Annotated in this window: 27 protein-coding genes and 1 pseudogene; 16 read left to right on the plus strand and 12 right to left on the minus strand. The window is 58.0% G+C overall.

Features of this window, described 5'->3' with window-relative positions:
- Window positions 1–170 precede the first annotated feature (170 nt).
- On the minus strand, window positions 171–701 hold the full coding sequence (locus JS530_RS04050) for an NAD(P)H-dependent oxidoreductase (protein WP_214375905.1): 531 nt from the start codon (window positions 699–701) through the stop codon (window positions 171–173).
- Between the two features lie 244 nt (window positions 702–945).
- Between JS530_RS04050 and JS530_RS04055 the strand changes: the two genes are divergently transcribed.
- Complete coding sequence (locus tag JS530_RS04055) at window positions 946–1731, plus strand: methyltransferase domain-containing protein (RefSeq protein ID WP_214375906.1); 786 nt, start codon at window positions 946–948, stop codon at window positions 1729–1731.
- Window positions 1732–1786: 55 nt separating this feature from the next.
- Entirely contained in the window at window positions 1787–2752 is a 966-nt protein-coding gene (locus JS530_RS04060) for an L-lactate dehydrogenase (protein WP_214375907.1), read from the plus strand.
- 15 nt (window positions 2753–2767) lie between these two features.
- On the opposite strand, the gene JS530_RS04065 is transcribed toward JS530_RS04060, so the two are convergent.
- Entirely contained in the window at window positions 2768–3412 is a 645-nt protein-coding gene (locus JS530_RS04065) for a TetR/AcrR family transcriptional regulator (RefSeq protein ID WP_214375908.1), read from the minus strand.
- 122 nt (window positions 3413–3534) lie between these two features.
- Here JS530_RS04065 and JS530_RS04070 point away from each other — a divergent pair, with 122 nt between their 5' ends.
- Window positions 3535–4467 carry an SDR family NAD(P)-dependent oxidoreductase gene (locus JS530_RS04070; protein ID WP_214375909.1) on the plus strand — a complete coding sequence of 311 codons (933 nt, stop codon included), beginning with the start codon at window positions 3535–3537 and terminating at the stop codon, window positions 4465–4467.
- A gap of 116 nt (window positions 4468–4583) precedes the next feature.
- On the opposite strand, the gene JS530_RS04075 is transcribed toward JS530_RS04070, so the two are convergent.
- Both JS530_RS04075 and JS530_RS04080 read right to left on the minus strand, forming a co-directional pair.
- Window positions 4584–5105: an NAD(P)H-dependent oxidoreductase gene (locus JS530_RS04075; RefSeq protein ID WP_214375910.1), complete on the minus strand. Its 522-nt coding sequence runs from the start codon at window positions 5103–5105 to the stop codon at window positions 4584–4586.
- A 116-nt stretch (window positions 5106–5221) separates the two neighbouring features.
- Window positions 5222–6214: an AraC family transcriptional regulator gene (locus tag JS530_RS04080; RefSeq protein WP_214375911.1), complete on the minus strand. Its 993-nt coding sequence runs from the start codon at window positions 6212–6214 to the stop codon at window positions 5222–5224.
- Between the two features lie 225 nt (window positions 6215–6439).
- Here JS530_RS04080 and JS530_RS04085 point away from each other — a divergent pair, with 225 nt between their 5' ends.
- The gene (locus tag JS530_RS04085; RefSeq protein WP_214375912.1) at window positions 6440–6997 is read left to right on the plus strand and encodes a DUF1349 domain-containing protein; all 558 of its coding nucleotides are present in this window, start codon (window positions 6440–6442) and stop codon (window positions 6995–6997) included.
- Between the two features lie 144 nt (window positions 6998–7141).
- On the opposite strand, the gene JS530_RS04090 is transcribed toward JS530_RS04085, so the two are convergent.
- Window positions 7142–7798 carry a sugar O-acetyltransferase gene (locus tag JS530_RS04090; RefSeq protein ID WP_214375913.1) on the minus strand — a complete coding sequence of 219 codons (657 nt, stop codon included), beginning with the start codon at window positions 7796–7798 and terminating at the stop codon, window positions 7142–7144.
- 178 nt (window positions 7799–7976) lie between these two features.
- Complete coding sequence (locus JS530_RS04095) at window positions 7977–9248, minus strand: MFS transporter (RefSeq protein ID WP_214375914.1); 1272 nt, start codon at window positions 9246–9248, stop codon at window positions 7977–7979.
- On the opposite strand from JS530_RS04095, the gene JS530_RS04100 reads away from it, so the two are divergent.
- Entirely contained in the window at window positions 9247–10335 is a 1089-nt protein-coding gene (locus tag JS530_RS04100) for a LysR family transcriptional regulator (RefSeq protein ID WP_214375915.1), read from the plus strand. The genes JS530_RS04095 and JS530_RS04100 overlap by 2 nt on opposite strands.
- Before the next feature lie 18 nt (window positions 10336–10353).
- Here JS530_RS04100 and JS530_RS04105 read toward each other — a convergent pair whose 3' ends face one another.
- A complete protein-coding gene (locus JS530_RS04105; RefSeq protein ID WP_214375916.1) occupies window positions 10354–11169 on the minus strand; it encodes an HAD family hydrolase in 816 nt (271 codons plus the stop codon).
- A 205-nt stretch (window positions 11170–11374) separates the two neighbouring features.
- Here JS530_RS04105 and JS530_RS04110 point away from each other — a divergent pair, with 205 nt between their 5' ends.
- The 8 genes and pseudogenes from JS530_RS04110 to JS530_RS04145 all read left to right on the plus strand — a co-directional run bounded on the left by JS530_RS04110 (window position 11375) and on the right by JS530_RS04145 (window position 19703).
- Window positions 11375–12073, plus strand: coding sequence for a GntR family transcriptional regulator (locus JS530_RS04110; protein WP_214375917.1), 699 nt, complete (start codon window positions 11375–11377; stop codon window positions 12071–12073).
- 252 nt (window positions 12074–12325) lie between these two features.
- Window positions 12326–13687 (plus strand): PTS sugar transporter subunit IIC, encoded by a 1362-nt coding sequence (locus tag JS530_RS04115; RefSeq protein ID WP_214375918.1) that lies wholly within the window; start codon window positions 12326–12328, stop codon window positions 13685–13687.
- A gap of 163 nt (window positions 13688–13850) precedes the next feature.
- Window positions 13851–14150 carry a PTS sugar transporter subunit IIB gene (locus JS530_RS04120; RefSeq protein ID WP_100496667.1) on the plus strand — a complete coding sequence of 100 codons (300 nt, stop codon included), beginning with the start codon at window positions 13851–13853 and terminating at the stop codon, window positions 14148–14150.
- Window positions 14151–14244: 94 nt separating this feature from the next.
- A pseudogene (locus JS530_RS04125) lies at window positions 14245–14522 on the plus strand (PTS sugar transporter subunit IIA).
- Between the two features lie 32 nt (window positions 14523–14554).
- Entirely contained in the window at window positions 14555–16000 is a 1446-nt protein-coding gene (locus JS530_RS04130) for a 6-phospho-beta-glucosidase (protein ID WP_214375919.1), read from the plus strand.
- 20 nt (window positions 16001–16020) lie between these two features.
- A complete protein-coding gene (locus tag JS530_RS04135) occupies window positions 16021–16281 on the plus strand; it encodes an HPr family phosphocarrier protein (RefSeq protein ID WP_214375920.1) in 261 nt (86 codons plus the stop codon).
- On the plus strand, window positions 16281–17909 hold the full coding sequence (gene ptsP, locus JS530_RS04140) for a phosphoenolpyruvate--protein phosphotransferase (protein WP_214375921.1): 1629 nt from the start codon (window positions 16281–16283) through the stop codon (window positions 17907–17909). The genes JS530_RS04135 and ptsP overlap by 1 nt, the downstream gene beginning before the upstream one ends.
- A gap of 423 nt (window positions 17910–18332) precedes the next feature.
- Window positions 18333–19703 (plus strand): MFS transporter, encoded by a 1371-nt coding sequence (locus JS530_RS04145; protein WP_214375922.1) that lies wholly within the window; start codon window positions 18333–18335, stop codon window positions 19701–19703.
- 300 nt (window positions 19704–20003) lie between these two features.
- Here the strand turns inward: JS530_RS04145 and JS530_RS04150 are convergent, their stop codons facing one another.
- From JS530_RS04150 to JS530_RS04160, 3 genes are all read right to left on the minus strand, one after another.
- Entirely contained in the window at window positions 20004–21407 is a 1404-nt protein-coding gene (locus JS530_RS04150; protein WP_214375923.1) for an MDR family MFS transporter, read from the minus strand.
- Between the two features lie 246 nt (window positions 21408–21653).
- The gene (locus tag JS530_RS04155) at window positions 21654–22373 is read right to left on the minus strand and encodes an SDR family NAD(P)-dependent oxidoreductase (RefSeq protein ID WP_214375924.1); all 720 of its coding nucleotides are present in this window, start codon (window positions 22371–22373) and stop codon (window positions 21654–21656) included.
- 47 nt (window positions 22374–22420) lie between these two features.
- Window positions 22421–22936 carry a flavodoxin family protein gene (locus JS530_RS04160; RefSeq protein WP_214375925.1) on the minus strand — a complete coding sequence of 172 codons (516 nt, stop codon included), beginning with the start codon at window positions 22934–22936 and terminating at the stop codon, window positions 22421–22423.
- 145 nt (window positions 22937–23081) lie between these two features.
- Here JS530_RS04160 and JS530_RS04165 point away from each other — a divergent pair, with 145 nt between their 5' ends.
- A complete protein-coding gene (locus JS530_RS04165; protein ID WP_240541084.1) occupies window positions 23082–23474 on the plus strand; it encodes a winged helix-turn-helix transcriptional regulator in 393 nt (130 codons plus the stop codon).
- On the opposite strand, the gene JS530_RS04170 is transcribed toward JS530_RS04165, so the two are convergent.
- Complete coding sequence (locus tag JS530_RS04170; protein ID WP_214375926.1) at window positions 23471–24004, minus strand: DUF3592 domain-containing protein; 534 nt, start codon at window positions 24002–24004, stop codon at window positions 23471–23473. The genes JS530_RS04165 and JS530_RS04170 overlap by 4 nt on opposite strands.
- Before the next feature lie 148 nt (window positions 24005–24152).
- On the opposite strand from JS530_RS04170, the gene JS530_RS04175 reads away from it, so the two are divergent.
- On the plus strand, window positions 24153–24446 hold the full coding sequence (locus JS530_RS04175; protein ID WP_240541095.1) for a winged helix-turn-helix transcriptional regulator: 294 nt from the start codon (window positions 24153–24155) through the stop codon (window positions 24444–24446).
- 49 nt (window positions 24447–24495) lie between these two features.
- On the opposite strand, the gene JS530_RS04180 is transcribed toward JS530_RS04175, so the two are convergent.
- Window positions 24496–24969, minus strand: a complete 474-nt coding sequence (locus JS530_RS04180) for a GNAT family N-acetyltransferase (protein WP_214375928.1) — start codon at window positions 24967–24969, stop codon at window positions 24496–24498.
- 152 nt (window positions 24970–25121) lie between these two features.
- Between JS530_RS04180 and JS530_RS04185 the strand changes: the two genes are divergently transcribed.
- Window positions 25122–26114: an aldo/keto reductase gene (locus JS530_RS04185; RefSeq protein ID WP_214375929.1), complete on the plus strand. Its 993-nt coding sequence runs from the start codon at window positions 25122–25124 to the stop codon at window positions 26112–26114.
- Window positions 26115–26254 lie beyond the last annotated feature (140 nt).

A 26254-nucleotide genomic window follows, 5' to 3' on the forward strand; every position in this document is an offset into this window, starting at 1 on the left:
GGAAATCGTGCATCATGATTCCGTCCAGAAATGTGACCACGAACATGCCCAAACAAGATATACAGGATGCGAAAACCAGCGTGTGCTTGATGCGGGTGAGCCAGGCCCAGAGCGCTAATGTGCGTTCGCCTTGGACCCAGCCGTTTTCCGTTCGGAAGCTCATCGGTCTATCAGTCCGTAAGGAATGCTTGGTATCGCGCGGCGGTTTCGGCCAGCGCCTCATCGGAAAGCTCCATCGCGCCGAAGACCACGAATGGCTCCAACCAAGTGGCGTGCACGTAGCGGGCCATCATGCGGTATTGCGAGAGCACTTCGCGCATTGTTGCACCATTATCTTCCGGCTGGTATTCGCTTTCCGGGCCGCCTGCCGTGGTGGCCACCGTGATTTCCTTGCCTTCAAGCGCCTTGCCGCCGGGCCCGTATGCCCAGCCGAACGCCAGCACCTGATCCTCCCATTCCTTGAGCAGGGCGGGGGAGGAGTACCAGTAGAGCGGGAACTGCAATACGATGCGATCATGTGCCTCGATGAGCTGCTGCTCGGCCGCGACGTCGATGCGGCCGTCCGGGTACAGCGCATATTCCTCGCGCACGGTAGTCTCGTTGCCGCTGTCAACAGACAGAGCTTGCGCCGCCGCCATCAATGCCGCGTTAGCGCGGGACTTCGCCATGTCAGGGTGGAATACCAGTACCAAAGTCTTCATGGTGACTGCTCCTTTGTCGGTAACCTATCTGTTTTTCGGTGTTCCTTGTCTCTATGGTACGTTCGAAGACTTGCGGACGCGAATACGACGATGCGCGCGGAGATATTCGGCGTGGTCGCTGTGGATGCCGGCTGGGTGCATGGCTATGTGGCTGTCGCTCCGATGCCGCTGTAGTTCGATGCTGTAGTTCGGTATGTGATCAATAATATGGACGCCACTGGGCTCTCGGGCTAGCGTGAGCCGCATGGTTGTATGGGATTCCGAACAGTACCTGCGCTTCAAAAACGAGCGCACGCAGCCCTCGCGTGACTTGGCAATGCAGCTGCCGCCTGATTACGGCACAGTCAAACGTGTGCTCGACATCGGCTGTGGTCCGGGCAACAGCACGGCCGTGCTTCGCGAACGGTATCCGCAGGCGGAAATCCTCGGCATCGATAATTCTCCAGAAATGATTGAAGCCGCACTCAAAGCACATCCTGATATCGACTTCGCGCTGTGCGATGTGTCGAATCCGGAAGAGCTTGGCAGACTGCCGGGCGACTTTGACGTGGTGTTCTCCAACGCTTGCATCCAATGGGTGCCGAATCATGCGCAGCTGATTCCGGAACTGCTGGCAAGGCTCAAGCAGGGCGGCATGCTCGCCGTGCAGACGCCGATGAACTATGAGGAACCGATCCATCGCATTATCGCTGAGGTCGTGCACTTGCCGGACTATGCGGATCGACTGCCACAGCAGCGGGAATTCTATAATCTGACGCCGCCTGATTATTGGGAACTATTGCGCAACCATGCGGCGCACTTCCGCATGTGGAAGACCGCGTATATGCATACGTTGCCTTCGCATGAGGCAATTATGGATTGGTATCGCGGCACCGGATTGCGCCCATATCTGCAAGCGCTGCCGGATGATGAGTCACGTGCGATTTTCGAAGCCAGGATATTCGCACAGGTCTGTGAGGCCTACCCAACCCAGTCAGACGGCAGCGTCATCTTCCCATTCCCGCGATTCTTCTTCACCGCGGTGAGGTGATAAGGCAGGACTCGGCATCAGCCGCGGAAAACCTTGCATAAAGAAAGGAAAGCTTGTGATTGCTTCGCATCACAATCGGGTGGTGATTGTCGGAACTGGCAGCGTGGGCTCGGCGGTGGCCAGTGCCATCGTGGAGCAGGGGCTGTGCAATGAGTTGGTGCTCATCAACCATAATCCACGCAAGGCGCAGGGTTTGGCTATGGATTTGGCCGACGGCTCCGAATTCCTTGGCCGATTCATCACCATTCGGCCAGGTGACTGGGATGATTGTGCCAACGCTGATGTGGTGGTCATCACTGCTGGGCCAAAACCGAAGCCGGGCGAGACCCGTATGCAGGAGCTCGATGCGGCCATCGACATTGTGGACCCGATATTGAAGCACATCAGCAACTCGGGCTTTGATGGCATCCTGATCATGCTGTCGAATCCGGTCGATGTGTTGAGCTGGTTCGCGTGGCGACGTACCGGTTTGCCGCGTGCGCAGGTGTTCGGTTCGGGCGCCGCGCTTGATACCTCCCGCATGAAAGCGATTATCGGTACAACCACGCATCTCGATCCGCGACTGGTATCGGGGTATGTGATCGGCGAACATGGCGATTCGCAATTTGTGCCGTGGTCCACGGTCTCGTTCATCGGCAAATCGTTCGCGCGGTATCTGGAGGACAACCGCGACCGATATCCAGGCGTCACGCTTGCCGGCATCGAAGAGCAGACCCGCCGGCGAGGCCTTGACATCAAAGGATTGCGCGGCGGAACCAGCTACGGTATCGCCGCCACCGTCGCCGGGTTGATTCGAACGATTCTCTGGAACGAACGCAGCGTCGTATCCGTGTCCACATTGATAAGCGGCGAATACGAGTATGGGGAACGGGATGTATTCCTGTCGCTCCCGGTTGCGCTCGATGGCAGTGGCGTCGGCGACTTCGTCGACCTTCATCTCAACAGGGAGGAATTGGTGAAATTCCACGCTTCCGCTGCCGTAGTGCGGGAGCATTGCGCCCTGATTGCCGACCGATTGTGAGGTAAGGCTCGCTAGTCAGGCCGCTTGACAGCCGGTATGGTAACGTTCGGCGGTGGCGACGCCATGAAGCATCAAATCGGTCATGATATCGGCCAGTACCTCGTCGGGCGCATCCATGTCGTTGAGCACCCACTGGTCGATGACTTCGCACAGCGCGCCCGCCCAATAACAGGCGGCATAGCGTGGGCCGATCTGACGGCGGGCGGCGCTGCGGTTCATGCTCGCGCGCATCCGCTCGCGAATACGGTTTCCTTGGCCGGCGCCAAGAATAAGCCGATACTGTGGTGCGATGCTGCGTACGCCGGTAAGCATGGCCAGACAGGCCTCGCGGGTCTGCGTCATCGGATCGTATTGCATCAGACTGTGATTGATTCGCTCAAAGATTGCGGCGAGAAATCCGTCTAGAATCGCCTCTTTTGAAGCGTAATTACGGTAGTAGGCATTGCGTGAGACGCCGGCTCGTTTGGCGATGTCGGTGACGGTGATTGACTCGAATGGTTTCATCTCCATCAGTTGGATGAGCGCGCCTTCGATGCATGCGCGCACAAAAGCGTTCGATTCCTCATTATTGCGGTGCAGGGTGGCAAGTCTGCGGGCTTTGGTGCCATCGCCGTCCGTGGGCTGCTGATCTGATGTCTTGGTCTGAGGCACATCCGCCATGTCACAGTTCCTTTCGTTCTGTCATCGCCGTGCCGAGATGCCTTGCGGCTGCCAAGTCTCGACGGTTATCGTCAATGATGTCACACTTGTTACATCATAACCGGAAGGTGCAGTCAAAGGCCATGAATACGAGGCAATCCATCAATACATCATCGTCATCTGCAGGCAAGGTCATTCTGGTGACCGGCGCATCCAGTGGCATCGGCAAACAGACGGCGTTGGCGCTCGCAGTTCAGGGGTATACGGTCATCATGCACGGTCGCAATCCAAAGAAGACGCAGGAGGTGCGTGATTGGGTCGAACAACGCACCGGAAACCGCAACGTATACGCTCACGTGGCCGACCTGTCGCTGATGAGCGAAGTCGTACGATTCGCAAAGGAAATAACTGCCACCTATGAGCGACTCGACGTGCTCGTCAACAATGCCGGCGGGCAGTTCGGTTCCGAACGAGAAGTCACGGCGGAAGGTCACGAGAAGACGTTCGCCATCAATACGCTTGCGCCGTTCCTGCTGACCAACCTATTGCTGCCTATGCTGGAACGCAGTGAATCCGCTCGCATCGTCACCGTGGCCAGTGAATCCTACCGTCAGGGCGGCCAGCCGATGCTTGACGACGTCGAACTGGAAAGTCATTACTCAATGATGCGCGCCTATGGTCTTTCGAAGCTGTATGTCTGGTGGCTGATGAGGCAGTTCGATGCGCGGCTCCAAGCGGCTGGCGTGCGCAACGTTACGGTGAATACCGTGGAACCCGGATCGGCCGCTACCTCGTTGCAGCGTGAGTCGCTGCGCAAAACGCCTTGGATGCTGCCGCTGATTGTGCTCTGGCTCCCGTTTGTACGCACCGCACGGCATGGCGCGCGAACCAGCGTCGCGCTGGCTTCTTCGCCGGACGTCGAAGGGGTGAGCGGCGAGTTCTGGGGCAATATGCGGCGCAAGCGCATCCATCCGAAATGGATATCTGCAGAAGGTGAGCATCGCATTTGGCAGTATTGCGCCGAAGTATGCCGCCCGTATCTTGAAGGCACCGATCTGGTACTGCCGTTGCGTTGATTTCGATGGAATAAACGCTGTGTGTGAATTGGTTCATGTGAGGTGAACCTGAACCGAATATGCAAAACGGCTCCTTCATGGTGGAAGGAGCCGTGGGCGATTAAGGAACCCTCAGGTTACTTGGTCAGGTAATCCTTGTAGTTCTTGACGGATTCGGCCAGAGCCTCATCGGAGATGCCGAAGGAGCCGAAGGTCACGAACGGCTTGATCCAGGTGGCGTTGATGTGGTTGGCGGTGCCCTGGAACGGCACGAGCACCTGCTCGATCTTGAACTTGTTGTCACCTTCCGGCTGGTACTTGGACTCCGGGGAACCGGTGGACACGGCAACGCCGAACTCCTTGCCTTCGAAGGCGTGGCCTTCGGAACCGTACGCCCAGCCGTGCTCCAGCACGTCATCTTCCCAGGTCTTCAGCAGAGCCGGGGAGGAGAACCAGTACAGCGGGAACTGGAACACAACGCGGTCGGCGGCCTCGACGGCGGTCTGCTCGGCCTTGACGTCGATCTTGCCGTCCGGGTAGAGCGCGTACTCGTCACGCACGGTCACATTCTCCAGGCCCTCGGCGGCTTCGGCCAGAGCGGCGTTGACGTGGGACTGGCCCTTCAGGGACGGGTGGAATACGAGCACCAGAGTCTTCATATTGCTTCTCCTTGATATGACATTCCTATGGCTCACTCAGTAATATCGCAAGCCGATATATCTCAGAATGAACTATATGCGTAACGGTGGAGCAACCGGCGCATGGCGTGTCATATTCATCTCACAGCCGACGAATCTGACGAATCACGGTCGCCATATTGCTTGCGGTATATACCGGGAGAGAGCGCGAAGTGCTCGCGGAATCGTTTGCCGAAATAACTGGCGTTGGCGAAGCCGCAGATGCGGGCGACATGGGCGATGCTGTCGTCGTCGGAGACAAGCTTTGCGGCCGCCTGACTCAGCCGGTACGACAGCAGATAGTCCACGGGGCTGCTGCCGGTATGGGTTTTGAAGAGACGGTAGCATTCTGTCCTGCTGACCGAAGCGCTCGCCGCGATATCGTTCAAATCGATCAGCTCGCCATAATGCTGCTGGATGAACACGAGCATGACTCGCATACGCTGTTCGCGGCGCTGCTCGACACTCGGCGCTTCCGGGATGTCCCTTGTGGACAGTGTCCGGAGCAATTCCTTCCACAACGTGGCCATGTGCGTCATGTAGTCCAATGCTCGCATGGGATCATGCTGGCCGACCGCGGTGAGCGCTCGAATCTCCCTCAGCATGGCGGCATCCCGTTCGGTGGTGAGTCTCAGCCCCGCGAACGGCTTGCTGGACACTGGCAGCACTTGGTCGAGATAGATGGTGCCGGCCGGTTGTCCCGAGAAGAACAGCGGGGAGACGGTCAAGCAGCTCATCACGGCACCCGGTGTGGGGTGATCCGCCGAATGCAGCATTTTCGAATTCACGAAGATGCCATCGCCCTGTTGCAGTCGAATTGTATTCGAGGTGCCATGCAGGTGATAATCGCATGCGCCTTTCAGCATGAAGGCGAATTCGAAATCCGTGTGCCAGTGGATGTTGATCTCATGGCCGATGAGTGTATCGAAATAATCCATACAGAAATGAATCGGTATGGACGCGTCGTTATAGCGGATGTCCTCCAAATAATCGTCGTTGACGGGGACGGCCTTGTTCAGGGTATTGGTGGCATCTTTCGCGGCGAGCGACAGGACATGTGGAGGGTGTGATGGGGCGGGTTCGGCTGGCATGGTTGACTCCTTGCCTATTGCAACAGTGGTGGAAATATAGTTGCATCTTCTGATTCAATAATAGCGAAAACTGGCCGTTATTTTGGTGATGGCATATTTAATCTGGAATTAATCTCATAGTACACATGGTTCAGAAAAGCCATGTCCGTAAAACATATCCCCGTACTTATATAGCGCCTGCATCCCGACAGAGGGCTGCGGGTGAGACAACCAAAGGAGATAATCATGCTGCAAGGAAACTGCGCCTTCGAAATCAAAGACAACATACTGATCATGGAAGCGGAGCCGGGCAAGGACTACTTCGCCAATCCGGTCAGCGGGGAGGTCAAGGCGGACGCCGCGTTTGCGTATACGACGATCGAGGGTGATTTCACCTGTCGCGCCAAAGTGCGGTTGGAACACAAAAGCCAGTTCGACGGTGCCGGCCTGTTCGCCTTCCAGGATGATACCCATTGGGTGAAGGCCTGCTTCGAACAAGGCGACTACGGATTCAAGTCGGTGGTCACGGTGATGACCAACGATCATTCCGATGACGGGTATGGCGTGACCATCCCGGGCGACTCCATCTGGCTCCAGCTGGCCCGTACCGGCGACGTATTCTCCATTCACTACTCGTATGACGGCGACTTCTACTACATGTCTCGTCTGGCGCGCATGCCATTCGCCAAGACGCTCCAAGTGGGGTTCGAGGCGCAGTCGCCTACCGGTGAAGGCGGCAAGCGATACTTCACCGATTTCACCATCGTGCGTGAGGGGCTGAAGGATCCGCGTGCTGGACAGTGAAGCCTGTGGGAAGCGCTGATCTGGGTATGCGTCGGTAAACCTGAGACGGGTTGGTTAGATCGTGGTGACATAATCGAGCCAACCCGTCTCAGATTCGGGAGACGGAGTATGGGGCACGGACGAGGGAGGGGTGCTCGCGAGTGCTCAGCGCGCGGCGTTGCGGGCGGCGATGCGCTCGCAGAAACCGGTCTTGTCCGCCTCGGTGATCGGGCGAATCACACGGGCCGGGTTGCCGACAGCGACCACGCCGGCCGGAATATCCTTGGTAACCACTGAACCGGCGCCAATCACCGAACCGCGGCCGATGGTCACGCCGCCGAGCACGGTCACATGGCCGCCGAGCCAGACGCCATCCTCGATCACAATCGGCTTGGCCTGGCAGGCGCCGCTCTTGCGCTCCTCGAAATCAAGCGAGTGATTGGTGGCGAACAGTCCCACCATCGGCGCGATCCACACGTAGTCGCCCAAGGTGATAGGCGCGTTGTCGAGCATCACGCAGTCAAAGTTGATGTAGGCGTGCGAGCCGATGGTGATGTTGCGTCCCATTTCGCAGCGGAAGTTCGGTTCGATGAACACGTCTTCGCCGACTGCGGCGAAGAGCTGCTCCATAATCGCGCGGCGTTCGGCTTCCTGATCGTAATCAAGTTGGTTATAGGCGCGGAACAGCTTCTTGGCCTCCACGCGCTTGCGTTCGATTTCCGGATGGGAATCCTCATAGACTTCGCCGGCCACCATGCGCTGCCATTCCACCAGTCCTTCCGGAGTGAGGTCGGCAGTGACATCGTACGAATTAACAGTCATAATCGCTCCTTTGCCTGAGACTTGTTTGCCGCTGCACCATGGCGTGCGGCTGCCATGCCGCGCAACGGTCTCATGCCATCATAATGTCCCGTAAGCAGATGCAACGTTCGACATGGCCGGCAGATACGGCATGATGATGATTCCACCATTGCACAGCGTTGCCGCTGCCGATAACGCATCATGCGGTACGAGAATCGCTTATGCGATTCGTCATCAGAGAGATACCGATGGCGATGGGCATGGTGAGCATCAATATCGGATAGAACCATGCCAAATCAACATTGGCGTAGAGTGCTCCGCCGATGATTGGCCCCAGTGCCATACCCAGATCGAGACCGATGTAGTATGTGGCGTTGCCGCGGCCGCCGTGCCCGGTGCCGGCAAGGCGCACGGCGGAGGATTGACTGACCGAACTCATGATGCCGTACGATGCGGCCATGAATATCGAAGCGATTAGTAATACGCCGTTGTTGTTGAGTGCGGCAAGCACACCAAGCGCAACAATCATGCATGCGGCGCAAAACCATAGGAACCAGCGGAATGAGCGACGGTCGAACATGTTGCGCATTGCTATGCGCAGAATCAGCAGTGCCACGGCATAGAGCGGGAAGAACAGACTGACATTGACGCTCAGATGGCGAGCTTGCGTATACGTGACGATATAGGACTGCGTGGCGCAGTAGGGGATGGCGAACAGCATGAATACCGCCGCCACGGGAATCACACGTATGGAAATCACCTGCTCTATGCGATCGCGGAAGGTCGGATGCTGCGGTTGCTGTGTTGGTGTTGGTGTAGGCGTGGCTTCTTTGGTGGGCGTTCGTGGCGTCGATGGTGAACCGCCCCGGCGAACCAGTACAACCATGATGAGTGCCGCGGTCATCGCCGCCGTGGTCACTGCGAAAGCGGCGCGATAACCCAAGGAAGCGCATATGCGAATGCCGATGGCTGGTCCGAGTGCCATAGCCAGGGCATTGGCCAAGCCGTAATACCCCATGGCCTTACCGATGTGTGCCAGTGGAATAAGCGAAGACATCCAAGCCGCGAGACATACGGACAGGCCGGAGAATCCGATGCCATTGATGATTCGGGCTGCGAACAGCGTTGCTGCGTGAGGGGATACCATGTAGCCGGCATTGGCGGCAATCATCAGCAGGACGGCGATGATGGAGAACTGTTTCATCGGTATGCGGTCGCTGAGGCGGCCCGCCCAAGGCCGGCAAAACAGGGAGACGATGTTCATGGTGCCCGCGATGATGCCGGCGAACTCTCCGCTCGCTCCCAAGGTGTGCGAGTAGCCGACGATGAGCGTAGTGCCCATCATTGTGGCGGACATGTAGAAGAACGCGGCCGCCATAATCAGAATAATGCTGCCGTTCATGAACTTGTCATTATCTTGAGGTTCGTTGGCGGGGGCAAGACCTTGTGTTTTCGTTGATAATGCCGGCATGTGTGTTGTTTCTCCTTATGCTGCTGCAATCATTGAAACTACCCATTGCAGCGCTTCCAAGCAATGTATTGTAGAGAATCGCATGTGGATTTGGGGTGAGTCTGTGGCCTCTATTCTGGCGAGAGTGCACTCTTTTGGTGGTAACACGACGTACGCTGGCCGGAGAGGAAAGAAGGTGCCGAGCATGTATGACCGACGGCTGGCCGCCATCATCGCGGCAGGGGAATGCGGTAGTTTCAATCAAGCGGCGCATAGGTTGCATCTTTCGGCAACCGCATTGATCAAACAGGTCACCGGCTTTGAACATGAGTATGGGCTTACGTTGTTCGAACGTGGCAGCAATGGCGTAAGACCTACTGTTTCTGGTCGGGTCCTGATTGAAGACGCAAGAAATCTCATTCGGCAAAGCGAGCAAACCTTGCGCCGCGTGCGTGAACTGGAACAGTCCGATGAGTCGACCGTCAGGCTTGCCGTTTCGATGCTGCGTCCGGCGACGCCGGTGCTGGAACTTTGGCCGCGTGCCTCGGCATGGCTGGAACAGCAGCGACGGCAACAGTTGCGTTTGGAATTGGTATCGATGTCGGATTCGCCGGAGGGGTTTATGGATGCACTGAATCATCTTGGCGAGGAGGTGGATGTGGCGGCCAGTGGTTTTTCGCCCGCGAACCAACAGCATCCATGCCGGGTGCTGAAACTCGGGGAGTATCCGCTGCAAATGGGAGTGCCAGTATCGAATTTGCTGCACGCCAAACCTGTTACGGCATTGGGCCTGAGCGATCTGGAAGGCCAGCGGATTCATATTCCTCAACCGGGCGATAATGAGGCGATGGATGAGGCGCGCAGTCTGTTACAGACCATTCCCGGGGTCACGCTGATTGACATGCCGCAATATACGTTTGATGAGTTCAATACGTGTGCCGCCAATGGCGATCTCATCGTCGCGCGAACTTTCGGCACCGGCATCCATCCGATGATTCGCACCATGCCGGTCAACTGGAATGTGACCATCGACTACGGACTGTTCTACCCGAACAATCCTTCTGAAGCGGTGCGGCGATTCGTGGAAGCTATTGCCGCTGTACGCTAACAGCGGGTGCGGGGCACTTTAGGGGAGGAGCCGATGCAGGGCTGCGGCCAAGCCGTTGTTGTCGACGTGTGGCGCAATCATGTCGGCGACTGATTTGACGGCTTCGGTGCCGTTGCCCATCGCCACGCCTATGCCGGCGGTCTGTATCATCTCAAGATCGTTGTCGCTGTCGCCGATGGCGATCGTGTCGGACAGGGGAACTCCAAGCCGTTGAGAGACTTTCATGAGCGCCGTGCCCTTGTCCACTCCGAGGATGAGGATCTCGCCGTTGTCTTCGCTGGAAGCGTTGATGGATCCGTGGATAATGGTCGCGTAGCCAGCGAGCTCGCGACGCACATCCTCCACGGTGAGGCTGCCGTTCTCGGGGACGTAGAACGTTCCTTTGCGGACTGGAGGCAGAGGGGTGGAATGGTCGGTGATGCTGTGCCAGGAGCCGCGCATCTGCGGATGCCGCAGCAGTTTGCGCCAGATGCCAAGCCGGTGCAGGTAGCGTTCGGTGGCGTGCATGCCGTCGGGGCAGTGCCAAGCATACGGCATAGAGTGAGAGATGAAGAACGAGGTCGCCGTGCGGACGGATTCAGTGGGCATACGCTCGTCTATGATGGTCTCACCGTTGAGCTCGGCGTATGCGCCACCGTCGGATACGATACCGTCGAACCCGAGTTCGAGCACAGGCGGATCGATATCCAACGCCGCACGGCCTGAACAAATGAACAGTTTGTGTCCGGCCTGCTGTGCGCGCTGGCACTCCTTGCGCGCGGATTCAGGAATATGATGACTGCTATCAAGCAGTGTTCCGTCAATGTCGATGAACACTAGCGTGGGCTTTCTCATGCGCGTACTCTCCTATGGAATGTCGACATCAGCGTCTGGACTGTAAATGGCGTTCCCTAAGAATAATTCATTCGAATGAATCATGCAATTGTAGGTGGTAGACGTGTCTGCAATTCGAATGAATATGAGTCATGCGATAATATGGATTATGCGTGCTGCGGCGATGTAGCGCGGCTGGATGATGCAACTGTGGAGGGCATGTCATATGAAGTACCGTGAACTGGCGAAGATTCTCAAGGTGGAGATTGATAAGGGCAAGTACCGTGACACAGGAAAGCTGCCCACCGAGCCCGAGCTCATGGAGCAGTTCGGCGCGACCCGGTACTGCGTGCGTAACGCCATAGCCCTGCTGGCCGAGCTCGGCGACGTGTACCCGGTGCAGGGCAGCGGCATGTTCGTCCGGGAGAACAGGCGCGAGGGCTGCCTCAACATCAACGGCACGAGAGGCATGACTTCGGAGTTTCCCGGCCATTCCGTGTCATCCAAGCTGATCAAGCTGGAGCAGCGCGAGGCGGGCGCGGACTCTGCGCGCCTCAAGTGCGCCGCCGACGCCAAAGTCTATAGCGTCTCGCGCCTGCGCCTGCTGGACGACGAGCCGTTCGCCATCGAGTACGCCCTGTATCTCAAGGAGTTCGTGCCGTATCTCAGTGAGGAGATTGCCAGCGGCTCCATCTATGCGTATATTCGCGAGGACCTGGGGCTGAGCACGGGCTTTGCGGACAAGCTGATATACGCGCGAGAGCTGGATCATGGCCGGGCCGACCTCCTCGGCCTGTCGGCTGGGGATCCCGCCCTGGTGGTCGAGGACGACGCCTATCTGGCCAGCGGCCGCATGTTCAACGCCGGCACGGTCTACTACCACTACAAGAAGGCCACGTTTTTTAATTTCGCCGACCTGAAGTAGTCCTTTATGTACGTGAGGCGGCGTTGCCGGTTGGACGGCGCGTCGTCTTGCGGTATTCCCTCGGGGAGGCGACACGCCATATCCAAAAATCATTCGAATGAATTTGACACAGACGGATGAAATTCGTATATTGTAGTCAAGTCATTCGAATTACGCCTATTCATTCGAATGACTTGATACTGAACAAGAGGAATCGGGCCGGCAACAAGGACGCCGGCCCGGGGACGTCAACCAGTCCAAAGGAGGACGAGAATGAGGGAGTTCGGCAACAAACTGCTCAACGGCTTCATGAAATTCGCGACGACCAAGGCGGTCACCGCTCTGAAGGACGGCTTCGTGCTCACGATGCCGGCCACCCTGGTGGGATCGCTGTTCCTGCTGCTTGCGAACCTGCCGTTCGAGGGCTACACAGACTTCATGAACAACCTGCTCACCGACAAGTGGAACATCGGCCTGAACCAGGTGTCCGCCGGCACATTCAACATCCTGGCCATCGTCATCGCCGTCGGCATCGGCTACGCCTACGCGCGCAACGAGAAGGAGGACGGCATCTCCTCCGGCCTGCTGGCCCTGGTCGCTTTCTTCATCCTCTCGCCATCCTCGGTGAGCATCGACCACAGCACCGTCGACGCTTTGAAGGAAGGCACCACAGCGTCCGTGTCCGGCGCGATCTCCACCTCGTGGACCGGCGGCAACGGCGTGATTACCGCCATCATCGTCGGCCTGCTGTCCGGTCTGGTGTTCGTCAAGTGCATGAAGCACAACCTCAAGATCAAGCTGCCCGACTCCGTGCCCGAAGGCGTGTCCAACGCGTTCTCCGCCATGATCCCTGGCTTCTTCGTGGTGCTCGGCTCCGCCGTCATCTACCACCTATGCCAGGTGTTCGGTGGCGTGAGCTTCACCGAACTCATCTTCAAGATCCTGCAGACCCCGATGCAGAACCTCACCGACAATTGGGCCGGCGCGATTATCATCACCCTGCTCATCTCGGTGCTTTTCTGGTGCGGCATCCACGGCCCGAACGTTGTCATGGGCATCATGGCCCCGCTGCTGACCGCCAATTCCGTGGCAAATCAGGCCCTTATGGACGCCGGCAAGGCCGTGAACACCGCCGACGGCGGCCATATCCTCACCCCGCAGATCGTCGACTGCTTCGTCAAGTTCGGCGGCACCGGCATCACCCTTGGTCTGCTTATCGCCGGCCTGATCGTGGCCAAGTCGAGCCAGATGAAGGGAATGTCGAAGCTGTCCATCGTGCCTGGCCTGTTCAACATCAACGAGCCGGTCATCTTCGGTCTTCCGATCGTATTCAACCCGTTCTTCCTGATTCCGTTCATCGTCGTTCCGCTGATCGCCATGATCATCACCTACGGCGCGATGTACATCGGCTTCATGCCTCCATTCGGCGCCGTCCAGGTGCCGTGGACCACCCCAGTGATCATCTCCGGCTTCCTGCTGGGCGGTTGGAAGGGTGCGCTCATCCAGCTCATCATCCTCGTGATTTCCGTGGTCGTCTACCTGCCTTTCGTCAAGAAGCAGGATCAGGCATGGGTCGCCGAGCAGGCCGCCAACGACGCCGATCTCCAGACCGCCGCCGAGGCCGCTAAGGCCTGAGCTGCGGGCGGAACGGCTCCGCTCTTCTGATTGACGACAATCGGATCATGGGAGCCCGGTATGAGCGACCACCCTTACCGGGCTCCCTCCTTATCAAAACTCAACGCATATAGAGAACCAATCGTCCCACAATCGGTGTGGGCCCATTGAAAGGAATAACACCATGAAGATCGTACTGTGCTGCAATGCCGGAATGTCCACCAGCATGCTGGTCAAGAAGATGCGTACCGCCGCCGAGACCAAGGGCATCGAGGCCGAAATCGACGCCTACCCGATCTCCGAGGTCGAGGAGAAGGCCGCGAACGCCGACGCCGTGCTGCTCGGCCCGCAGGTGCGCTACGAGCTCGACCACGTCAAGAAGCTGCTGCCCGGCAAGCCGGTCGAGGCCATCAACCCGCAGGACTACGGCATGGTGCGCGGCGACAAGGTGCTCGAACACGCCATCGCCATCGCCTCCAAGTAACCCGACACCAACAGACAACCAAACGAACGAACCAAGGGCGGTAACAATGGCAGAAGACAACAAGGACTTCGACTGGGAGACCCTCTGCTTCCAGATGATCACGGCCGCGGGAAGCGCCAAATCCGACTACATCGAAGCGCTGCAGGCGGCCAAGGCTGGAAAGTACGACAAGGCCGATGAGCTCATCAAGAGCGGCGACCAGAGCTTCGCGATCGGCCACGACCTGCACACCAACCTCGTACAGCGCGAGGCGTCCGGCGAGAGATCGAGGTCAGCCTGCTCATGACGCACGTCGAGGACCAGATGATGGCCGCGGAGACTGTCAAACTGCTGGTCAACGAGCTCATCACACTGTACAAGAAGATCAACTGACCCACAGGACTTATCAGGAAAAGGAACACAACATGGGTTTCCCAAGCAACTTTCTGTGGGGCGGCGCAGTGGCCGCCCACCAGCTCGAAGGTGCATGGAACGAAGACGGCAAGGGGGTGTCCATCGCCGACGTGATGACCGCGGGCGCGCACGGCGTACCCCGGCAGATCACCAGCAGCGTTGAGACCGGCAAGATCTACCCGAACCACTGGGGCAACGACTACTACCACCGCTTCCGTGGCGACGACTCGCTGTTCCAGGAGATGGGCTTCAAATGCTTCCGCACTTCCATCGCATGGTCGCGCATCTTCCCGAACGGCGAGGAGGACGAGCCCAATGAGGCCGGGCTAAAGTTCTACGACGACCTGTTCGACGATCTCAAGGCCAAGGGCATGGAACCGGTTGTGACGCTCTCCCACTTCGAGATGCCACTCAACCTGAGTCTCAAATACGGCGGGTTCACCGACCGCAGGCTCATCGACTTGTTCGTCAAGTTCGCGCTCACCGTCATGGAACGCTACAAGAACAAAGTGAAGTACTGGCTGACCTTCAACGAGGTCAACAACCAGATGAACCTCGACAACCCGATCTTCGCCTACACCGATTCTGGCATCCGCTTCTCCGACACGGACACGATCCACGAGCGCAAGCGCAAGGTCTGGCAGGCCGTGCACAACGAGTTCGTCGCCAGCGCCCTGGTCGTCAAGCGCGGCCACGAGATCAACCCTGACTTCCAGATCGGATGCATGCTGGCCATCGTGCCAATCTACCCTGCCACCTGCAATCCCGACGACGTGATGCGTGCCGAAGTCGCTATGCGCGACCGGCTTGTGTTCGGCGACGTGTACGTCAACGGCGAATACCCGAACTACGCGAGAAACATGTGGGCCCGCGAGGACGTGGCCCCGCACATGGAGTCGGGAGACGAGAAGACCATAGCTGAGGGCACGGTCGACTTCATCTCCATCAGCTACTACATGTCGATGGCTCTGTCCGCCGACGACTCCACCCCCGGCGACTTCGACTCCGGCATCGCCGGTGTGGTACGCAATACGTACATCCCCGCCACCAAATGGGGCTGGCAGATCGACCCCGTCGGCCTGCGCTACGCATTGAGCGTCCTGTACGAACGCTACCGCAAGCCGATCTTCATCGTGGAGAACGGCTACGGCGCATACGACACTGTCAACCCGGACGGCACCATCGACGACGACGACCGCATCGACTACCTGCGTGCCCACATCGAACAGGTCAAGAAGGCCATCGACCTCGACGGCGTGGAGGTCATGGGCTACACCGTGTGGGGCTGCATCGACGTGGTCAGCTTCGGCACTGGCGAATTCAAGAAACGCTACGGCCTGATTTACGTCGACGCCGACGACGAAGGCCACGGCAGCTTCGAACGACGCCGCAAGAAATCCTTCGGCTGGTACCAGAAGGTCATCGCCACCAACGGCGAGCAACTACAAAACGCATAAAACGCATAAGGAGCATCATCATGTCTCAGGAATTCACGTTCACCGTATCCGACCCCGAGGGCATGCACGCCCGTCCCGCAGGTCTGCTGGTCGCCAAGGCGCAGCAGTATGATTCGACCATCATCGTCAGCCATGACGGCAAATCCGTGGACGCCAAACGCATCTTCGGTGTCATGGGACTCGGCGTCAAGCAGGGAGACGAAGTCACCGTCAAGGTGCAGGGCAATGACGAGGCCAAGGCCGCCGCCGAATTCGAGCAGTTCCTCAAGGAGAACCTGTGATGAGAACGATACAAGGCGTCGGCGTATCTGCCGGCATCGCCATCGGCGCGATCCGCGTGCTCGATACCGCCGACCACGCTGTCGAACGCCGCGTGGTCGACGATTCGCAGGCCGAGGTGGAACGCTTCCGCACGGCCCGTGACACAGCCGTCTCACAACTCAAGCAACTACGCGACAAAACCGCAGCGGAGTTCGGCGAGGGCAAGGCCGAATTGTTCGACACCCACCAGCTCATGCTCCAGGACCCGGACTACGTGGAAAGCATCGAGGACCTGATCACTCAGAGCAAGGTAAACGCCGAGTTCGCGGTCAACAGCACCGCCGAGCAGTTCGCTGCTATGTTCGCCGCGATGGACAACTCGTACATGCAGGCGCGCGCCTCCGACGTCAAGGATGTATCCCGCCGCGTGATCAACGTGCTCGAAGGCAAGCGCGGCGGAGCTGCGGCGGATGATGAGGATGGCGAGAGTCATATCATCCTTGCCGAGGATTTGGCTCCTAGTGAGACCGTGCAGCTCGATCGGGCCAAGGTGCTTGGATTCGTGACCGCTAAAGGCTCTGCGAATTCGCACACCGCGATCTTGGCCCGCACGATGGGATTGCCCGCCATTATCGGCATCGGCGATGCTTTCGATCCAGCCGACGACGGCCATACCGCGGTGATTGACGGCACCAGTGGTCTGGTGTTCGTTGACCCGGACGAGAAGACCCTCGCTGAATACCGTGGCAGAAAGGCCAAGTACGAGGAACACATGCGCCTTCTGCAGGAGCTCAAGGGCAAGCCCACCGAGACCAAGAGCGGCCAGAAGGTTCGCTTGTATGCCAATATTGGCCGTCCGTCCGATGTGGCCGCGGTGCTGGCCAACGATGCCGAGGGCATCGGCCTGTTCCGCAGCGAATTCCTGTATCTGGAGAGAGGGGATTACCCGACCGAGGAGTTCCAGTTCGAGGCATACAAGGAAGTCGCGCAGAGGATGGGCGACCGTCTGGTCGTCATCCGCACGCTTGACATCGGTGCGGATAAGCAGGTCGGCTACTTCAACCTGGAACACGAGGACAACCCCGCGCTCGGCTACCGTGCCATCCGTATCTGCCTGACCCGTCCGGAGATCTTCAAGGTGCAGCTGCGCGCCCTGCTGCGCGCCTCGGTGTATGGCAACATCGCCATCATGCTGCCCATGATCACCTCCGTGCAGGAAGTGCGCGACGCTAGGAAGATTCTCGAAGAGGTCAAGGAGGAGCTGCGCGGTGAGCACATCGACTTCAATGAGCACATCCAGGTCGGCATCATGATCGAGACGCCTGCTTCGGTGATCATGGCCGACGAACTGGCCGCTGAAGTCGACTTCTTCTCCATCGGCACCAACGATTTGACCCAGTACACGCTGGCATGCGACCGTCAGAACCCGAACCTCGGACGCTTCGCGGACCCACACTCGCCAGCCGTGCTGCGCATGATCAAGATGGCCACCGAAGCCGCCCATCGCCACGGCATCTGGTGCGGCATTTGCGGCGAACTCGGCGCTGATTTGAGCCTGACTGACAAGTTCCTCGAGATTGGTCTCGACGAACTGTCCGTTTCGCCTACCAGCGTGCTACCTCTGCGCGACGCCATTCGCAATCACTGAGCGATACTAGATACTAAAAGACACTCATGGCCCGCCCCGCAACATATATGTTGCGGTGTGCGGGCTATTAGCGTCTTTGCGGCTATGCGGTTTGCCGCTGTTGTGCCGTGTTCCAAGAATTGGACATAGCGCGCCAGATGCAGACGGCATGTCAATGTCGATGATTATGGTCAGCAACTATGTGTTCTATGCGTTGCATGATGACAATGGCGCGATTCGCGCTGAAGCCCGCGATCTAACGGGTAGATAGGCCCACGGGTGGGCCTTGGCATACCTGGATTCGCGCTTATGACTGCGCGTCGGTATGCCGGTTTGTCATATGCAAATCAATCAATGCTTGGATGGCATGTGATGTGCGAATAGGCGGCTCTGTCTCAGTCCGTTCATCGCGCGTCGAGAGAATAAAGAAAGTTAAGAACACGTATGTCCCAATCTTCTGTGGAAGAACCAACTGTTTCTGAAACCGGATGGATGCGACGGGCCGCACTGCTGCTCGCGGGTCAGGCATTCTCGCTGCTTGGCTCCAGTGTGGTGCAATTCGCTATCTGGTGGTGGATTGTGCTGCAAGCACGCACCGGTTCGGCCATGCTGCTGGCCACCCTATTCGGTGTATTGCCGCAGTCGCTGGTCTCGATTTTCGGCGGACCGATGGCAGACCGATACAATCGCAAGGCGCTGATTATTCTGCCGGATTTGATCATCGCCGGCGTGACGGTGTTGCTGTCGGTCAGCTTCGCGCTCGACTGGGCGAGTCTATCGCTGATTTTCGTCGTACTGCTCATCCGTTCGGCGGGCGGCGGTATTCAGCAACCGGCCGTGCAATCGTTCATTCCGGACGTGGTACCGGAAAGCAAACTGCTGCGCGTCAATGCGATATTCGGTGTAATAGATTCCGCGAACCGCATCGCAGCGCCGGCGCTCGCCGCAGTTCTTGTCAATTTGGTGCCGTTGTGGGCGATCTTGCTGGTGGATGTGACCACGGCGGTGATTGGTGTGAGCTTCGTGGCAATGATTCGTGTGCCGCATATGGCTGCGCGGAATAGTACGGCGGTGCAGAGCAGTGCAGTTTCCGAGGTTGCCGTCCATGCTGAGGTTGCTGAGGCCTCCGCTGCCGCCAATCCCATCGCAGTCCTACGTCGTACCTTCGCTGATTTGAAGGTCGGTCTGACGTATGCGATGCGTCATCCGTATCTGAAAGGCGTGATTCTGGGCGATGCGCTGACCTGCTTGATGTCGGTCGCGCCGATGAACCTGACCTTGCTGCTCATGACCCGCGAATTCGAGGGCATTGATCTGAACCTCGGATTCATCAACCTCACCACCGCATCCGACAAGCTCGCCGCCAATGAACTGGGCCTGAGCGTCGGTATGCTGCTTGGTGGCGCGATCATGTCTGCCATCGGCCCGAAGCTGCTGCGCAGAAGTGTTGCGCAAATGGTTGCGGTCGCATTCGGCATCGCCATGGTCGGCGTGACCGTTATTGGTTTGGGTATTTCCCGGAATCTGCTGCTTTACCTTGCCGTCGATGTGTTGAACGGTATTGCCTCGGCGGTTTGCGTGGGGCCGATGCGCACGGTGATGCAGACCGAATCGGACGAGTCGATGGTCGGCCGCGTGTTCGGCCTTGACACCATGCTCTCCACGCTGGGTATGCCGTTGGGCATGCTCATTTTCGCGCCGCTCGCCGACGTGATCCCGATCGCATGGGTGTTCATCGCTGGTGGTCTGCTGACACTGCCGGTTGCTTGGTATGTGCTAGTGCTGTCACGCAAGGATGTGCCGGTGCACGCATGACTGAATAATCTTTTTCTGGTTAGACGATGTAACGCAGCCGGTACATGCCCGGCTGACTGCGCTCGGCGATGTCATTGAAGGCAACTGGGCAAATGATGGAGAGGTGGCTTCATTGAATTCGTTTCAATGAAGCCGTTGGACAATCGTTGCCCAGCTGACTTTGTTGACAGCGTTTTTGTGAAGCCGATTGGGTAGGTGATGGCCGAACGACTTCACGGAGGCATAGTGATGGAGCAAGAGTGACGTGGGCTGGGCAAGCCGTGGCAGTATGCCATCTCTTTTTGCCACTGTGCCGTCCTATCACCTGCGGTCGTGCACGAAAAGCGACAGCACGAATGCTGCCACCGCCACGATGGTGGAGGCAAGGAACACCGCATCCACGCCATGGGCGAGGCCGGCGGCCACGGAACCAGCCACCGATGCCGGCTGCGTGTTCATTGTCATGATGGTGAAGTTGATGGCGATGCCGATGGCAGCACATGTTTGACGCAACGTGTTGTTCATCGCCGTGCCATGAGGCAGCTGTGGGCCAGACAGTTGATTGAGCGCCGTGGTGGTGAGCGGCATCAGACAAAATGCCACACCGGTCATCATGATGGTGAAGAACACAGCCGGATACCATGCCGGCGTGCTGGCGGTCATGCGAGACAAGGCAAACGTGGTTATGGCGATCACGGCAATGGCGGGCGGGGCGATACGCCGGATACCGATACGGTCGAACAGTCGGCCGGCAACCGGATTGAACACGCCTTCGGCCACTCCACCGCCCATCAACAACAAGCCGGACTGCAAAGCGGTCATACCCAGCGAATTTTGTATGTACATCGGCAAGATGTTCATCGTGGCGATGAAGGTGACGAACACCAGCACAATCACCAGCATCGATAGGGCAAACATCGGCCGGGCGAATACGCGGAAGTCAAGCATCGGGCGCTCGAGATGCATCTGACGGTGAATAAACACGCACAGACTGACTGCGCCAACGATAAGCGAACCAAGTGTATCAGGGGAAAGCCAGCCTGACTGGCCGGCAAGACTGAAACCGAGCAATAATCCGCCAAAACCAAGTGTGGAGAGCGCAACCGAAAGCATGTCAATCGTTGGATTGGTTTGCCTGGTCACATTCTTCACCGTTGGAATGGCGATGGCCAATACAATGACGGCGATGACGATGAGCGGCACAAAGAGAAATCGCCATGGCAGGAAATCGATAATCAGACCGGAGAGAGTCGGGCCAAGCGCTGGAGCGAACGCAATGACCAAGCCGAACCAGCCCATTGCCGTGCCTCGTTTGTCCGGCGGGAACGTAAGGAACAGCACGGTTTGTAGCAACGGCATCACAATGCCGGCGCCAGTGGCTTGCAGTATTCGGCCCAGCAACAGCACCCAGAATCCTGGTGCGAACGTGCAGACGATGGTGCCGAACAGGAACATGCCGATGGCGTAGAAGAACAACTGCCGTGTGGTGAACCGTTGGATCAAAAACGCAGTAACCGGAATCATGATGCCGTTGGTGAGCATAAAGCCGGTGCTCAACCATTGCACGGTGTTGCTGGGCAGATTGAATTCGCGCATCAAATGCGGCAATGCCGACGTCATCAATGTCTGGTTCAGGATTGCGGTAAAGCTGCCGACCATCATCACAATGATCGGTACCAATGACTGCGTTTTGTTTGCTTTGTTCGCGGGCGCGACGGAATTCATGGAATACCTCGGTTGGTTGGAAACGAATCCAGCTGATTTCGGTCAACGCCGCATGATTGCAGCGCCGTAGCCCCTGCCGGCGATGTCAGCGACCAGTGTAGTGGTTGGGTTGACATGGGTGATCCGAGGTGCGAATGAAGTCCTTATATATGATCGCGCGCGATAGCTCGGTGTTGCACGCAGTATGTGCAGTACCTTGACTATCGCGCGCTGTTTATGTTTTGTTTGAGGCGCTGATGGCAGTGGTCACCACGGCAGCGGCTGGCCGTCGCGGAAGAATCCGCCGGTCGGACCGTCGTCGGGCAGGGTTGCCGCCCAGGTCACGCTTTTGGCACTGACTTCGACCGGGCGGCCGAACATGCCGGAGCCGAAGGTGTCGGTGATGTCCGGGCAGACCGCGTTGACGAGAATGTGGTTGGCGGCCAGTTCCTTTGCGGTTTTGATGGTCAGGCCGTTGAGTGCGAGCTTGGAGATGCCATAGCCGGAAGCGGGGATGCCCATCGAACCATGCAGGAAACCATACTGCGGGTCGCCATAGGAGCCGGCTCCGCTGGACACGTTGACGATGCGGCCGTGCTCCGACTTGCGCAGCAGCGGAATGAACTTCTGCGTGACATTCCATGTGCCGATCACATTGGTGTCGAGCACCATGCGCATTTCAGTAAGGTTTTGCTGCTCCACCGAGTCGCCGGCGCGCATGGATGCGGCATTGTTGATCAGCACGTCGAGCCGGCCGAATCGGCGAGCGACTTCCGCGGCGGCTGCCTTGACGCTTGCCTCATCGGTGGTGTCCATCACCACGTAGCTAGCGGAGATGCCTTGATCGATAAGGGCTTGGGCGAGCTGCGCGAGCTCAGGGCGGCGCGCGGCAAGAATAACGTGATAACCGGCTTCGCCTAGCTGGCGGGCGGTTTCGTACCCGAGACCGCCTTTGCGACCGGAACCGGTGATGAGTGCGATTTGCATGATGATGCTCCTTGGGGTGATGGGTTGGCGGAAGAGACGTGGCAGGATCAGAATTCGCGGCCGAGCTCGCGGGCCTTATCGAGGTAGGGCGTGCTGGCAACCTGACCGGGTGCGAATATGCCGGCGGCGATCACCGAACCCTTGATCTTCCAGCCGAGGCTTTCGCCGAAGCACATCTGGTAGTAGCCGAACACGTTCTTGGTGAGCACTTCTTCAGGGCTGGCGCCGGCGACCAGCAGCGCGGATTCCTTGCCGGCCAGATCGTCATGTGCGTCGAACGGCAGGCGATCCATCATCGCCTTGATTTGCGCGGAGAACTGCATCCAGTAGGTCGGGGTAGCAATCACGATGCCGTCCGCGGCCTTCATCTGCTCCATCACCTGTGTCATATCGTCGGCCGGCTGGTCATAACCGGTGAATGGCGCGATGTTCATATCCGCAAGTGTGAGCTTGGTGGCGGTGTTGCCTGCGGCTTCTACGCCCTCGATGAAGGCGTCGGCGAGCATGTCGGCGTTGCCACCCTTGGTGGGGCTGCCTTGGATGACGAGAATGTGCTTGGTCATGATGATTTCTGTTCCTTTCGATTATCGCTACGGCTATGCCGTCGTGTTCTTGATAAGGACAGTATGCATCAGTACATATACTTTTCGTTCTTAGAATAAAAAAACTGATTTTTGTGATATGGCAACGATGTTAGGATGGGAAACCATGAGCAAGCAAGTTGAGAACACCGGAACTGACGGCATCACCTCGCCCACGTGTGCGATGGGTTACGCGTTCAAGGCCATCGAGGGCAAATGGAAGTTGCCGGTCATGTATGTGCTCAGTGAGCGTGGTGCTGCGCGATACAACGAAATCAAACGTGAGCTTGGCATCACCAATATGATGCTCACCAATACTTTGCGCGATCTGGAGGAATACGGGCTCGTCAATCGCACCCAGTACAACGAAGTTCCGCCGCGCGTCGAATACTCGCTCACGCCCAACGGTTACGCCATCATTCCCGCCCTCAGGGAATTCGAAAAGTGGGGCCAGCTGCTGCTCGACGCCAAACCTACGGCGGGTGAAACGATAACTCCTGACGGCTCAGCTGGTCGCTAGGCGAGCATCACGAACGACATCGCGATGGTGGCCAGCAGCGTCGCCACGCCGAACGCCGAGAAGATGATGCCCACGGGCGGCATGTAGTTCGGCACCCGCTGTGCGAACGCATGCGTCGGGTTCTTCGGATCGTAGTACACGGGCATCGTACTGCCCTGCGGCCACAGCTGCTGTGCCATGGTTCGGTAGTTCGTGACCATGCCGGAGCTTATGTGCAGCATGTCCTTGTCCGACACATAGGCGCCGGAATCCACATAGGGGTTCAGTGGCGTGATATTGGAGGTGGTGACATACCCACGGAACCGGCGGTTGACCTTGTAGTTCCGTCCATCCACCTGATAGCCGATCACGGGGTAGAACTGATCCCCACCGGGGAAGCGGTAGTCAATCACCCAGCCGGTGGTCACGGCCGTGCAGCGACGCGCCTTGCCGCGCTGGATGGTGATAATGACGATGCCGGCGATGAGCATGGCCAGTCCGGGGAGTCCAAGGGTAGCGAGCATCAGGATTGCGATCTGTGTGTGCGTCATTGCGGTTCCGTTGCCTTCATTCGCGTGGATGTATGTGGTATATGAGCTAAATCTACTCCGGTGGGCCTGATTCTTCCAGACATTCGATCGGTCCGAGGCTTCGGCGTGCCCCTCATGCGATTCCGGCTGGGCTTCAGTGATGCCGGTCATGTATGTGCTCAGTGAGCGTGGTGCTGCGCGATATAACGAAATCAGACGTGAGCTTGGCATCACCAATATGATGCTCACCAACATGATGCTCACCAATACTTTGCGTGATCTCGAGGAATACGGGCTCGTCAATCGCACCCAATACAACGAAGTCCCGCCGCGCGTCGAATACTCACTCACGCCCAACGGCTACGCCATCATTCCCGCCCTCAAGGAATTCGAAAAGTGGGGCCTCTGCTGCCCGACGCCAAAGAAGGCGGCACTCAATACTGAATGTCGCCTTCTAACGTGAACTGAACGCGGATTACGCCGCTTGGTAACGTCGCCCTTTGGCCTTGTGGCTATTCCGCGCGCCAGATCATGCCGATGTGGGGAATGCCATCTTCCAGGAATTCGTCGGAGACCTGTGTGAAACCGAGGCGCTCATAGAGTTTACGCGCGTAGGTTTGGGCCTCGATGTGCACGGTATCGGCGTGCATGCGTTCCTGTGCCACTTTGAGGCCCTCGCGTACGATTCTGCTGCCTAAACCTTGCCTACGGCGAGTAGCCAATACGCGGCCGATGGATGCTTCGGGGAAGGTGATACCCGGGTCAATCACGCGACAGTAAGCGGCGATGCCGTTCTCATCATGCAGGAACACATGCCAGCAATGCCGGTCCGCATCATCCACCTCTTGATAGGCGCAGTGCTGCTCCACCACGAACACCGCCACGCGCACGCGGTAGATCTCATACAATTCCGCTGCGCTGAGCTCTTCGAACCGTTTGACCGTCAACTGCATGCGGCCAGTGTATAAGCCGCATGCGAATTGCATACTTGACATGCATGGCTGGGTATGAAGCAGGAGTATTAGACACGGAAAATGGCTCGTTGTGTAATACATTACGGAAGCTCGTGATCGGCCGGGCAAGGCGCTGGTAATGATGCATCGCATGTTCGGCCACGTTGAGGTTAAGGAGATTTTCGATGGAATACACCAAGTTAGGCAACAGCGACGTGACCGTGTCCCGAATCTGCATGGGTTGTATGGGATTCGGCGACGCGACCAAAGGCCATCATTCCTGGATTCTCGACGCCGACCAGTCTCACGAGATCATCAAATACGGCTTCGAACATGGCATCACGTTCTACGACACCGCCATCGGCTACGCGGACGGTACTAGTGAGGAATATGTAGGCCGCGCGCTGCGCTCCATCGCCAGCAAGCGCGAGGATTATCAGGTGGCCACCAAGTTCCTGCCGTGCACGGATGCCGAGCGAGAGGCCGGCGTAACCGGCCAACAGCATGTGCTGAACAATCTTGACGCCAGCCTGAAGCACCTTGGCCTCGACTACGTGGACCTGTACATCTGCCACATGTGGGACTACCACACCGACATGGCCGAGATTATGGAAGGCATGAACGAAGCCGTCAAGGCCGGCAAAGTGCGCGCGATCGGTATTTCCAATTGCTATGCCTACCAGCTCGCCAAGATGAACGCGCTCGCCGAGACCAACGGCTGGGCCAAGTTCGTTTCCATCCAAAGCCATTACAACCTCATCGCCCGCGAGGATGAGCGTGAACTGACCAAGCTGTGCAAAGAAGACAACATTGCCATGACTCCGTACAGTGCGCTCGCTGCCGGCCGTCTGGCTCGCAAACCTGGCTCGGCTGCCACCAAGCGACTGACCGAGGATCAGGTGGCGCATTCCAAGTACGATGCCACCGAAGCTCAGGATGACGTGATCATCGAGCGCGTGGCCGAAGTCGCCGCCAAGCGTGGCACTTCAATGACCGCCGTGTCGCTCGCCTGGCTCTTGACCAAGGTGACCGCGCCTGTGGTCGGCATGACCAAGCCGCATCATGTGGATGGTGCGCTCGATGCCGTGGCGTTGAAGCTTACGGACGAGGAGATCGCCTACTTGGAGGAGCCGTACGTGCCTCACAAGCTCGTCGGCGTGATGGCGTTCAACCACTGATTGTCGTCGAAGGCCCTCGTATTCGCCATTATTGCGGGTACAAGGCGCTTGGATCGCCTCCCAGAAGTCCAAAACGTCCGTATGTTCGCGCAATCCACGGACCCTGCGCGTACATACGGACGTTTTTCAGTGCAAAATCC

Source organism: Bifidobacterium colobi, assembly GCF_018555455.1.
Lineage (GTDB): Bacteria > Actinomycetota > Actinomycetes > Actinomycetales > Bifidobacteriaceae > Bifidobacterium > Bifidobacterium colobi.